Here is an 11,967-nt window from a genome sequence, read left to right on the forward strand (position 1 = left end):
AGGCCGCGCGCGGTCCCGCCTCACAACAGGCTCACGCCGAGCGTCAGCGTGCCCGCCGCCAGGCTCACGCCGCCCGCCACGGTGAGCCAGATCAGCCTGCTCGGCTTGGTGTCGCTCGGGCGCGCCACCGACAGGAAGAACCCCAGCGGCATCAGGATCGGCGCGGCCACGATCAGCGTGCGCACCACGGCCTTGGCGCCTTCCGGCAGGCTCGCCTGATCCACGTACACCATCGCCACCAGGGCGAAGAGCACCAGCACGCCCGCGTGGGCGTGACCCGCCCGCCACAGGCCGCGGCGCACCGGATTGTCGAGGTATCCTGGAACGTTCCGCATCAGGAACGACAACAACGAGACACCGCCGAAGGCGACCAGGGGAACTGTGATGAGGAGCACACCGGCAGTGCTCAGGGACGAAGGGGACATCGCAACCTCCTGTGCGTACAGGGGTCCCATTATTGGATAGCTCTACTATCTGGTCAACCCCGCAAGATCGCTGGGCGATGGGCGCGAAATGTCGCCCGGTTCGGGGAAGATATGCAGGAGAGGCAGTCCCCCAGACGGAGGTAGGACATGGCAACCAAGGACACCGGCGGCCAGAAGCAGACCGGTCGGCGCGAGTCCGAAGTCGAGGAGACCGAGGCCTCGGCGGCGCCGGACGTTCAGGAGCGGCAGGAGAAGCTCACGGACGATGTCGACTCGATTCTGGATGAGATAGACGAAGTTCTCGAAGAGAACGCAGAGGAGTTCGTGCGCAGCTATGTCCAAAAGGGCGGAGAGTAGGGCAAACATCAACTAAAGGGATGATTCGGGTGGGAACGCCGGGCCGACTGACCTGCCCGGACCGCGGTGAGGCCACGGCCGTCACCCGGTCCGGGCCCATCTGGCGCAGGCCCGATGGGCGAGCGTGCGTCGGCGGGATCCTCCTCCGGAACCATCCGTTCGCCTGCCGTTACGGCACCACCAGGACGACGTCGCGCGCATGCTCGCCCACGAGGGCGGGCTCAGCGCGCTTTTTTCTGCGGGGCATGGGGAACCGGCGAAGGGCCGGGTTCCAGGCTGTTCTCTAGTCCAGGTGGTCGAGGGTGGGTTGGTCGTCGGGTACGGCATGGTCGGGCGTGTGGTCGGGCGTGTGGTCGGGCATGGCATAGTCGACCGCGACGCCGAGGAGGCGGACGGGGCGGTCGAGATCGAAGCGGCCGAGGACGGTGAGGGCCGTCCGGGTGATGGCCCCCGGGTCGGCCGTGGCGGCGGGGAGCTTGGCCTGGCGGGTGCGGGTGAGGAAGGGCGTGTAGCGCACCTTGACGGTGACGCGGGTCGCCTGGCGGCCGGCGTCGATGGTGTCCTGGGCCACGCGCCCGGCGAGTGCCGTGACGTGGTGGGCGATGCCGCCCCTGTCGGTGAGATCGTGTTCGAAGGTCGTTTCGCGGCTGTGGCCTCGGGCGATCCAGGGTGTGGTGACGACCTCGGCCTCGCCCTTGCCGAGGGCGAGATAGCGATACCACGGGCCGTTGGTCGGCCCGAAACGGCGGGCGAGATCGGCGGGGTCGGCGGCGGCGAGCTGGGCGACGGTGTGCAGGCCGTGGGCGGCGAGCTTCCTGGCGGTCTTGGCGCCGATGCCCCAGAGCGCGTCGGTGGAGCGGTGGTTCATGGTCTCGGCCCAGTTGTCGCCGGTGAGCCGGTGCACGCCCGCCGGCTTGGCGAAGGCCGAGGCGAGCTTGGCCTGGTGTTTGTTGTCGCCGATGCCGACGGAGCAGGTCAGCCGGGTGCGGGCGCGTACGGCCTGCTGGAGGCCGGCGGCGAGTGCTTCGGGGTCGTCGGTGGTGGCGCCGACGAAGGCCTCGTCCCAGCCCCAGATCTCCACGCGCACGGGGAACTCCCGGAGGACGGCCATGACCTCTCGCGAGGCGGCCTCGTAGGCGGGCGGGTCGCTGGGCAGGAAGATCGCTTCCGGGCATCGTTTGTACGCCGTGCGCAGCGGCATGCCGGAACGGATGCCGTGGGCGCGGGCTTCGTAGGTCGCGGTGGCGGCCACGGTGCGGGGGCGCGTGGGATCGCCTGTGCCGCCCACGACCACGGGCCTGCCGCGGAGCTCGGGATGGCGGAGCAGCTCGACCGCGGCGACGAACTGATCGAGGTCGACGTGCAGGATCCAGTCCCGGGTGGACCTGGTGGCCATGGTGTCCAGTATGGCCGGTGGGTTCGTGACGGGCCCAGCACGGGGGAGCGCTGTCCACGGGCGTGGTGTCTGGTTCGGGGTTTCAAGGGGTGCGCCGGTGAAGCCCGCGCACAATGGTTCGCCGTGAGCTGATCGTGGGAAGTGCAGACAGCAACCCAACATGAGTAGGGTCGCCCTAGGAACACTGACGTTTGGAGGGAGTCGCGTGGCATCGCACAGGGATCTGCCCGTCGGCTTGGTGAACCATCTTTTCCGGAACACGGGAAATTCGTCGTTCTCGGAGTTTGTCAGTTCATATGCGCCCGAGTTGCTGCCACAGCGGGATGAGGTTCTGGCCACCCCGATCGGCGATCAGGTCCCGCACGCGACCACGATCGTGGCCGCCACCTTCGCCGGCGGAGTGATCATGGCCGGCGACCGGCGGGCGACGTCGGGCAACATCATCTCCCAGCGCGACGTGGAGAAGGTGTTCCGCGCCGACGACTACTCGTGCATGGGCATCGCCGGCACGGCCAGCACGGGCCTCGAGTTCGCCCGCCTCTACCGCGTCGAGCTGGAGCACTACGAGAAGCTCGAGGGCCGCACGATGTCGGTGGCCGGCAAGGCCAACCGGCTGGCGACCATGATCAGGGGCAACCTCGCCATGGCGATGCAGGGGCTGGTGGTGGTGCCGCTGTTCGCCGCCTACGACCCCGACAAGGACGAAGGTCGCATCTTCAGCTACGACGTCGCGGGCGGCCCCTACGAGCGGGAGCGGTTCGACGCGATCGGGTCCGGTTCGATCTTCGCCCGCGGGTCGCTGAAGAAGCTCTACCGCGACGGCGCCTCCTCCGACGACATGGTGATGACCCTCATCCAGGCCCTCTACGACGCGGCCGACGACGACTCGGCCACCGGCGGGCCCGACGTGAGCAGGAAGATCTGGCCGGTCGTCGCGGTGATCGACGCCGACGGTTTCCGCCGGCTGACCGACGAGCAGGTCTCCTCCTACGTGGAGCAGATGCTCGAAGCCCGCCTGATCTCGCCCGACGGCCCCATCGCCCCGCTGCGCTAGAAAGGACCACCGCACGTGTCCATGCCTTTTGGATATGCGTCCCCTGAGCAGATCATGCGGGACAAGGCCGACTACGCGCGCAAGGGCATCGCGCGGGGCCGGTCCGTCGTCGTGCTCCAGTACGTCGACGGCATCCTGTTCGTGGCGCCCAACCCGTCGCGGGCGCTGCACAAGATCAGCGAGATCTACGACCGCATCGGGTTCGCCGCCGTCGGGCGCTACAACGAGTTCGAGGAGCTGCGCCTCGGCGGCATCCGCTACGCCGACATCAACGGCTACACCTACGACCGCTCCGACGTGACCGGACGCGGCCTGGCCAACCTCTACGCCTCCAACCTGGGCCGCATCTTCACCGAGTCGATCAAATCGCTCGAGGTGGAGGTCGTCGTCGCCGAGGTGGGTGAGACCAAGGACGGCGACGCGATCTACCGGCTGACGTTCGACGGGTCCGTCTTCGACGAGCACGGTTTCGCGGCGATGGGCGGCCAGGCCGAGGCGGTGGCGACCCGGCTGAAGGAGCGCTACCGCGAGTCGATGTCGCTGGCCGACGCGCTGGAGGTGGCGCTGACGGCGCTCACCGAGCCGGGCGGCGAGCGGCCGCCGGTGGCGCAGCTGGAGGTGGCGGTGCTCGACCGCAACCGCGAGCACCGCAAGTTCCTCCGGCTGACGGGGGCGCGGCTGGAGCGGCTGCTCGCCCAGACGACCACCCCACCGGCCTCCCAGCCCACGCCTCCCGCCGGCGAGGGCAAGGACACGCCGCCGCCCACGGGCCCGGACGGCGACGTGGACGACGGCTCCTCGCCGCTGTAGACACACTTTTCCGCGGGGGCCTGCCATGGGCGGTCCCCGCAGCCGCAGCCGGGCATCCGGTGGTTTCCTGCGGTCGTGCCGGGCGCCCGTGGCGGTCCCGGCCGCCGCCCGGCGGTGGCGACGTCGCCGTGGCGCCGACGGTCTCACACCGTCGTGCGGGGCGATCCCTCCACCCGCACGCGGCGGCGCGGCGTTCGTGGCTTCCTGGGGTTCTCCAAGAGTGTGATCTGTTTCACATTGGTTGGGGTGAACTTCGGAGGGCCGTCGAAGATCTCAGGTTCCATGAACACTTCCCTGCGCGGCATCCTCGCGGCCGGGGCGGCCGGGGCCGTGGTGCTGGTATCCGGCGGCGCCGCCGACGCGGCCGCCTACCCGAAGTACAAAGCGCCCAAGACCTTCGGCACGACCTTCCAGGCCGACCCGGGGCACGATTTCACCAAGGGGATCCACTCCCGCCACAACGGCATTCTGCGCGGCCGGATCACCCACGTGCGCGGCGGAGTGGCCGAGTACGAGCCCATCAAGTGGAAGAAGGGCACCCACACCGAAGGGCTGTTCGTCGGCCCGCGCGAGGGGAGCGTCGGCGCGTATGCCTCGCCGATCGCGAAGAACGTGGTGTTCCTGTCGGCGTATGGGTGCAAGTCCACGATGTCGGACATGACGGTCAGCAGGAAGACGGGGCTCGGCGCGAAGCGCTGCTCCAGGGCCACGCTCATCAAGCGGCACGGCGCTCGTCCGCACCCCGCGTTGATCACTGTCCACAAGGGGCGCATCGTCAAGGTGCAGGAGATCTACACCCCTTGACCCGCGCCGTGTGACCCGCGCCCCGAGGGGGCGGGTGCGGGACGAACGCCCGTAAACGCCCGGTCAACGGGACACCCGACGGGGCGGGTGCGGGAAAACACCTGCGAAGATCTCTCCCGCATGCCGATCCGTGGGCATAGTGTGAGGTGATGGATCGTCGCATCTTCGGGCTGGAGAACGAGTACGGCGTGACCTGCACGTTCAGGGGGCAGCGCAGGCTGTCGCCCGACGAGGTCGCGCGCTACTTGTTCCGGCGGGTCGTGTCCTGGGGCCGATCGAGCAACGTCTTCCTCCGCAACGGCGCACGTCTCTACCTCGACGTGGGCAGCCACCCTGAATACGCAACACCTGAGTGTGACAACGTCATCGAGCTCGTCACCCATGACAAGGCGGGCGAGCGCATTCTCGAGGGCCTGCTCGTGGACGCCGAGAAGCGGCTGCGCGAAGAGGGCATCGCCGGTGACATCTATCTGTTCAAGAACAACACCGACTCGGCCGGCAACTCCTACGGCTGCCACGAGAACTACCTCGTGGGCAGGCACGGGGAGTTCGGGCGGCTGGCCGACGTGCTGATCCCGTTCCTGGTGACGCGGCAGATCGTGTGCGGGGCAGGCAAGGTGCTGCAGACGCCACGCGGCGCCGTCTACTGCGTCTCGCAGCGGGCCGAGCACATCTGGGAGGGCGTCTCCAGCGCCACCACCCGGTCGAGGCCCATCATCAACACCCGCGACGAGCCGCATGCCGACGCCGAGCGGTTCCGCCGCCTGCACGTCATCGTGGGCGACTCCAACATGAGCGAGACCACGATGTTGCTCAAGGTCGGCGCCACCGACCTGGTGCTGCGCATGATCGAGTCGGGCACGGTGATGCGTGATCTGTCGCTGGAAAACCCGATCAGGGCGATCCGCGAGGTCTCCCACGACATGACGGGCCGGCGCCGGGTGCGCCTGGCCAACGGGCGCGAGGCCTCCAGCCTGGAGATCCAGCAGGAATACCTGTCGAAGGCGAAGGACTTCGTCGACCGCCGCGGCGGCGACGCCATCGCCCACCGGGTGCTGGAGCTGTGGGAGCGCACGCTGCACGCGGTCGACACCGGCAACCTCGACCTGGTCTCGCGGGAGATCGACTGGGTGACGAAATACCAGCTGATCGAGCGCTACAGGAAGAAGTACGACCTGCCGCTGTCCTCGCCGCGGGTGGCGCAGCTCGATCTGGCCTATCACGACGTGCACCGCAAGCGCGGCCTGTTCTACCTGCTGCAGAAGCGCGGGTCGGTGGAGCGGGTGGCGTCCGACCTGAAGATCTTCGAGGCCAAGTCGGTGCCGCCGCAGACGACGCGGGCGCGGTTGCGCGGCGAGTTCATCCGCAAGGCGCAGGAGAAGCGGCGCGACTTCACCGTCGACTGGGTGCATCTCAAGCTCAACGATCAGGCGCAGCGCACGGTGTTGTGCAAGGACCCGTTCCGCAGCGTGGACGAGCGGGTCGACAAGCTCATCGCCGGCATGTGACCCGTGCCAGAGCGTGGTGTCGCGTTTACCCCGGCCCTACCTGAATGTCGGGTAGTGTGACGCGAATCTGACGTCTTTTCCGAGGGACATTCATGCGCCGCGCTCTGGCCGTTTCGGCCGCCGTGCCTTTGCTCTTGTTCGCCGCCGCGTGCGGCTCCGATGACGGCGCGAACTCCGGCGCCACGTCCAGCGCCGGCGCCACGTCGAGCGCCGCGCCGGCCGACGGCGCCAAGGTGGGGGTCGCGGGCAACGTGGGGGCCAAGCCCACGGTGACCTTCCCGTCCGGCTCGCCCGCCACCACGTCGTCGTACAAGGTGATCCATCCCGGCGACGGCGACGCCATCAAGGCGGGCGACCGGGTTGTCGTCAACCTGACCGTCTACAACTGGGACGGCCAGGGCAACGCCGTGCAGGGCTCCTCCTACGACACCAAGGCGCCCGAGGCCATCCCGGTCAACGAGCAGCTGCCGAAGGTCCTGCAGGAGGGCTTCACCAAGGTCAAGAAGGGCGGCCGGCTGCTGGCCGTGCTGGCCAACGACGCCGCTCCCCAGCAGCAGGCCGCGCCCGCCCAGCCGACCAAGGTGTTCGTGTTCGACGTGGTCGGCACCCAGCCGCCGCCGCTCAAGGCGGCCGAGGGCAAGGAGATCGACGACAGCATCAAGGGTGTCAAGGTCGACAATCCCGGCGGTGAGAAGGCTCCCGGGCTGACCACGAAGACCGATGCGAAGCCGCCGGCGAAGCTCGAGGTCAAGACGGTCATCAAGGGCACCGGCGAGAAGGTGAAGGCCAACCAGACGCTCGCCGTCCACTACACGGGCAAGATCTGGGGCACCGACAAGAAGTTCGACTCCAGCTGGGATCGCGGCCAGCCGGCCGAGTTCCCGCTCGGCCAGGTGATCAAGGGCTGGCAGCAGGGACTGGTCGGGGTGCCGGTCGGCAGCCGGGTCGTGATGAGCATCCCGCCGGACCTCGGCTACGGCGACCAGGAGCAGCAGGGCATCCCCGCGAAGAGCACCCTGGTGTTCGTGGTGGACGTCCTGGGCGCCTACTGATCAGCACCACGGTGCCGGACGGACTCCCGTGATCGGCGGTCGTCCGGCACCGTGGGAGCAGGGCCAGGTGCATGCCGCCCGGTCTCGCGTTCGCGTGATCGACGTCCTCCCCGGCGGACGCGCCAGGACGTGAGCCCCGTTACGCCTGGCTCCAGTTGTGTGGTGGACGTTTGAGCGTGTAGACCGCCTGGGGCAGGTCGTCCCTGACGCGGATCATCCAGCGGGCGAGGTCGGTGGTGAGGTCGGCGCGGACCCCGGCGAGCGCGGGGTCGTCGTAGCGGTTGTCCAGCTCGGCGGGGTCGGCGTCCAGGTCGTAGAGCTCGCCGGTCCCGCGCTCGTCCAGCAGCAGCTTCCACCGCGCGCGCCGGAGCATCACCGTCGTCCCGGACTGGGTGACGGTGTTGAGCTCGTCGAAGGTGCGCCCTTCGTAGGGGAAGTGCAGCGGGGGGCGCTCGTCGACGGTGTACGACAGCCCGCCGAACCCGCGTTCCCCGTAGCCGCTCGCGAACTCCTCGGCCGGGTAGGGCTCCCCGGTGAGCATGGGCCACAGGCTGCGGCCCTGGACACCGGGCGGGATGCCGGCGCCGAGGGCGTCGCAGACCGTCGGGAACAGGTCGGCGAGCGAGACGAAGTCGGTGCCGTTGGCCATCGGCCGCACGCCCGGCCCGGCCACGGCGAACGGGATGCGCATCAGGCACTCCGGCATGCCCGCGCCCTTGCGCTGCAGGCCGTAGTCGCCGGTGTAGTCGCCGTGGTCGGCGACGAAGAACACCAGCGTGTCCGCGTCCCGCCCGGTCTCGCGCAGGTGCGTGAAGAACCGGCGCAGCTGGTCGTCGATGAGGCGGAGCATGCCGCAGTAGTTGGCGCGGTAGCGCCGCCATTCGGCGTCGTAGCCGGGCCGTTTCTCCTCGGTCAGCCGGCGCAGCCACGTGTACATGCCGCCCTTGCGTTCGGCGCCCTCGGGCCCGGACTGCCGGTCGGGCACCTCGTCCTCCGCGAACAGGCTGAAGTACGGCTCGGGGACCTGGTAGGGGTTGTGCGGCTCCGGGAACGACAGCCAGGTGAAGAACGGCCGCCCGGCGGGCGTCTCGTCGATCGCGCTGATCGCGTCGGTGACGATCCGGTGCGGGAACTGGCACTCCAGCGGGAACGGCGCCGGCTCATGGCTGACCGAGTGGTCGAGCGAGGCGAGCCATTCCTCGAACGCCTCCTGCTCGGGCGTCGCCGCGTCGGCCGGGCCGCGCTCGTGCCAGTAGGGCGCGGCGAACGTGTCGAAATCGGTGGGCTTGCGGTGGAAGTGCGTCTTGCCCGCCAGGTGCAGCGCGTAGCCGGACTCGCGCAGCACGTCCACCAGGTCGTCGCCGCGGAGCACGTGATGGGCGGCGCTGTTCTGCCTGACCCGGTGCGCGGACGGATACCGCCCGGTGAGCAGGCTGATCCGGGCAGGGACGCACAGCGGGGAGGTCGTGTACGCCCGGCTGAACCGCACGCCGGCGTCCATCAGCCCGTCCAGGAACGGCATGGTGTCCAGGGGGAATCCGCCCGCCGCCGTCCAGCCGGCACGCTGCTGGTCGGTCATGATCAGCACGATGTTCGGTCGTTGCACGGGAACGTTCTCCATCAGATCCTCCCGAGGGGACCGTCGCCTTGAGGCGACAGGGGAATCGGGAGCGGCAGGGCCGTCAAGGCCCGAGTGTGCCCTGACCGGTCGGGTCTGCGCATCACGGATGTCCTTCCTGGTTTTGTCGGCGGCAGCCGGTAGCGTGGCGGTGTCGTTACGAAACGTGATGGGGGGGTGGGGTGTGCGCAGGTCGTTCCGGTTCCTGTTGCGCCCCACCGCCCGGCAGGCGGCGGCGCTGGCGGCGTGCCTGGAGGACCACCGGCAGTTGTACAACGCCGCTCTGGAGCACCGGCGGACCGCCTATGCCAGGGCGGGGGTGAGCGTCCGGTACGGCGATCAGTCGGCCGAGCTGAAACACATCCGCGCCGGTGATGCGGACGGGCAGGGGCGTTGGTCGTTCTCCTCCCAGCAGGCCACGCTGCGACGGCTCGACAAGGCGTTCGCCGCGTTCTTCACGCGGGTCCGCGCGGGTCGCACCCCGGGCTTCCCCCGGTTCAAGGGGCGCGGCCGGTTCGACACCGTCGAGTGGCCCAAGGACGGCGACGGCTGCCGGTGGAACTCCCAGCCCGAGCACCCGACCGCCACCTACATGCGCCTCCAGGGGGTCGGGCACGTCCGCGTCCACCGGCACCGGCCCGTGCGCGGCCAGGTGAAGACGATCAGCGTCACGCGTGAAGGCTCCCGCTGGTTCGTGGTCCTGTCGTGCGACGACGTGCCCGCCGAGCCGCTGCCCGCCACCGGCGCGGTGGCCGGGATCGACATGGGTGTGGCGTCGCTGGTCACCACCTCCGACGGACAGCATCTGACCAACTCCCGTCACCTGGCCGCGTCCGCGGGCCGTCTGGCCGCCGCGCAGCGGGCTCTGGCCCGCAAGGAACGGGGTTCCAAGCGGCGGCGCAAGGCGGTGGCCCGCGTGGCCGCGTTGCACGCCAGGGTGCGCAGGCAACGTCTGGACGGCGCGCACAAGGCCGCGCTCGCCCTGGTCCGCGCCTATGATGTGATCGTGCACGAGGACCTGCGGATCGCGAACATGACCCGCTCGGCGTCCGGCACGGTCGAAGTCCCCGGCCGGAATGTGGCGCAGAAGTCCGGCCTCAACCGGAGCATCCTGGACGCTGGCTGGGGGGTGTTCCTGACGATCCTGTCGTACAAGGCTGAAAGCGCCGGTCGCAAGCTGATCGCGGTGAACCCCGCCGGCACCTCCCGCACCTGCGCCCGCTGCGGGCACAGCGCACGGGAGAACCGCGTCACCCAGGCCGCGTTCGCCTGTACGGCGTGCGGTCATACCGCGCACGCCGACGTCAACGCGGCCAAGAACATTCTCAGGGCAGGGCTTGCCCTTCGCGAACCTGCGGAAGCGGCTTAGCGAGAAGCCGCCTCCTTCAGGGGGCGGAGGAGTCACCGTCAGCGCTCGTCGTACATCGGCCTGGTGTAGTCCTTGCCCGGTTTCCAGTTGGGGAAGGCGTAGTCGTCCAGGCTGACCTTCGCGCCCTTCTTCCTGGCCTCCGCGATCGCGCGGTCCCGGTCCTTGGCGGTGTCGCTGGACAGCTTGGTCAGCGCCGCGCGGACGTCGGTGACGTCGCCGGTGAGCGTGCCCTGCACGATGTCGCCGAGGGTGGGGCGCACCGGCTTGGACGCGATCTGCACCTGCTGGATGTCCGCGTTGCCGGCGATCGGGTCGGGGCCGAGGTGGACGCTCTCCCGGAACCAGCCGATGAGCTTCTTGTAGGCGGGGTGCGCTTGGGACTGCTCGACGACGTCGATGTCGCGCGGGGGTTGCGACATGGTCTCGGCGACCCGGCGGGAGTAGTCGGGGGTGGTGAAGTAGTCGCTCAACAGGGTGTTGGCCGCCTGGGCGTGCCGGGTCGTCGGTGACAACCAGTAGTCGCCCGGCTGTGGCACGTGGTAGCTCGCGACGGCGGTGCCCGCGTCGGGCACGAGCATCGGCCCGACGCCCAGCTTCTCCCCGAACTCCGGCATCTCCTGCAGCGCCACGCCGGGGCACCAAGGGCCGTCGAAATAGTACGCCGCCAGCCCCGCGGTCCACCGGGCCCGCGCCACGTCGTCGACCCAGGAGTTGGACCCCGGCACCAGCACCTTGTCCTGGCGCAGCGAGACCAGGAACTCGATCACGTCGAGATATTCGCCGGCGTGGAAGGCGTACTCGCCGCTCTCGTACAACCGTCCTTGCCCGCCGGCGAACCCGGCCGCCTGCGCCAGGTCGTGGACCTGCTCGCCGAGCCGGTCCGGCATGCCGATGTTCCACACCCAGCCGTAGGTGCCCTCGCCGGCCGACTGCTGCACCGCGCGGGCCGCCGCGCGGAACTCGTCGTAGGTCTTCGGCGGCGCCTGCGGGTCCAGCCCGGCGCGCCCGACCAGCTCGGTGTTGAACCAGTTGACGGCGACGTAGACCTGGTGGCTGAAGATCGGGAACGCGTAGATCTTGCCGTCGAAGACGTGCACGCCCTCGACGAGCGAGTCCTTGACCCGGGCCGTCGCCTCCTCGCTGAGGTCCAGCGGCTGCGCCCATCCGGCGGCGACGAGCGCGGCGGGGGGCAGGTTGAGACCGGCGTTGGAGCGGACGTCCGGCAGCTGGTCGCTCTGCTTGGCCAGCTGCAGCGCCTGGCCCATCTTCGCCGGGTTGTAGTACGTGTACTGGACGGGGACGCCGCCGGGGCTCTTGGCATACGTGGCGAAGATCTCCGCCTTGGCCTTCTGCAGCTGGTTCTGGTGGTCCCACCAGGTCAGCGAGGCGCCGCCGCCGCTGCCTCCGCCCCCGCCGCACGCACTGGTCGCCGCCGCGGCGGCCAGGGTGCCCGCCGCGGCGAGGAACCCTCGCCGAGTCATCGCGCTCATCGGTCCTGCCTTCCACCCCGCGGCGGTCAAAGGTCTTGTGAAGCAGTGTTGCCGCGTGGCAAAGTCATTCTTGCCACGCGGCAT

General features: G+C 69.6%; 11 protein-coding genes. 7 read left to right on the top strand and 4 right to left on the bottom strand.

Going from position 1 to position 11,967, the window contains the following annotated elements; all coding sequences use genetic code 11:
• Nucleotides 1-20: 20 nt before the first annotated feature.
• The gene (locus ACZ6SA_RS35810; protein WP_347644599.1) at nt 21-425 is read right to left on the bottom strand and encodes a hypothetical protein; all 405 of its coding nucleotides are present in this window, start codon (nt 423-425) and stop codon (nt 21-23) included.
• 147 nt (nt 426-572) lie between these two features.
• Between ACZ6SA_RS35810 and ACZ6SA_RS35815 the strand changes: the two genes are divergently transcribed.
• A complete protein-coding gene (locus ACZ6SA_RS35815) occupies nt 573-782 on the top strand; it encodes a ubiquitin-like protein Pup (RefSeq protein ID WP_347622130.1) in 210 nt (69 codons plus the stop codon).
• 283 nt (nt 783-1,065) lie between these two features.
• On the opposite strand, the gene ACZ6SA_RS35820 is transcribed toward ACZ6SA_RS35815, so the two are convergent.
• Nucleotides 1,066-2,178, bottom strand: coding sequence for a DNA polymerase IV (locus ACZ6SA_RS35820; protein WP_465833194.1), 1,113 nt, complete (start codon nt 2,176-2,178; stop codon nt 1,066-1,068).
• A 205-nt stretch (nt 2,179-2,383) separates the two neighbouring features.
• On the opposite strand from ACZ6SA_RS35820, the gene prcB reads away from it, so the two are divergent.
• The 5 genes from prcB (at nt 2,384) to ACZ6SA_RS35845 (ending at nt 7,406) form a co-directional block, all read left to right on the top strand.
• Nucleotides 2,384-3,232 (top strand): proteasome subunit beta, encoded by an 849-nt coding sequence (gene prcB, locus ACZ6SA_RS35825; protein ID WP_465833196.1) that lies wholly within the window; start codon nt 2,384-2,386, stop codon nt 3,230-3,232.
• A gap of 21 nt (nt 3,233-3,253) precedes the next feature.
• Complete coding sequence (gene prcA, locus ACZ6SA_RS35830; RefSeq protein ID WP_347644787.1) at nt 3,254-4,042, top strand: proteasome subunit alpha; 789 nt, start codon at nt 3,254-3,256, stop codon at nt 4,040-4,042.
• Between the two features lie 282 nt (nt 4,043-4,324).
• The gene (locus ACZ6SA_RS35835) at nt 4,325-4,846 is read left to right on the top strand and encodes a hypothetical protein (protein ID WP_347644597.1); all 522 of its coding nucleotides are present in this window, start codon (nt 4,325-4,327) and stop codon (nt 4,844-4,846) included.
• Nucleotides 4,847-4,995: 149 nt separating this feature from the next.
• A complete protein-coding gene (pafA, locus tag ACZ6SA_RS35840) occupies nt 4,996-6,354 on the top strand; it encodes a Pup--protein ligase (RefSeq protein ID WP_103962987.1) in 1,359 nt (452 codons plus the stop codon).
• 122 nt (nt 6,355-6,476) lie between these two features.
• A complete protein-coding gene (locus ACZ6SA_RS35845; RefSeq protein WP_347644596.1) occupies nt 6,477-7,406 on the top strand; it encodes an FKBP-type peptidyl-prolyl cis-trans isomerase in 930 nt (309 codons plus the stop codon).
• A gap of 139 nt (nt 7,407-7,545) precedes the next feature.
• On the opposite strand, the gene ACZ6SA_RS35850 is transcribed toward ACZ6SA_RS35845, so the two are convergent.
• Nucleotides 7,546-9,027, bottom strand: a complete 1,482-nt coding sequence (locus ACZ6SA_RS35850; RefSeq protein ID WP_465833199.1) for a sulfatase-like hydrolase/transferase — start codon at nt 9,025-9,027, stop codon at nt 7,546-7,548.
• 181 nt (nt 9,028-9,208) lie between these two features.
• On the opposite strand from ACZ6SA_RS35850, the gene ACZ6SA_RS35855 reads away from it, so the two are divergent.
• Nucleotides 9,209-10,393 (top strand): RNA-guided endonuclease InsQ/TnpB family protein, encoded by a 1,185-nt coding sequence (locus tag ACZ6SA_RS35855; protein ID WP_465833201.1) that lies wholly within the window; start codon nt 9,209-9,211, stop codon nt 10,391-10,393.
• A 38-nt stretch (nt 10,394-10,431) separates the two neighbouring features.
• Here the strand turns inward: ACZ6SA_RS35855 and ACZ6SA_RS35860 are convergent, their stop codons facing one another.
• Nucleotides 10,432-11,883, bottom strand: a complete 1,452-nt coding sequence (locus ACZ6SA_RS35860; protein ID WP_465833203.1) for an ABC transporter substrate-binding protein — start codon at nt 11,881-11,883, stop codon at nt 10,432-10,434.
• Between the last annotated feature and the right edge of the window lie 84 nt (nt 11,884-11,967).

The organism is Nonomuraea sp. NPDC049378 (assembly GCF_055586745.1).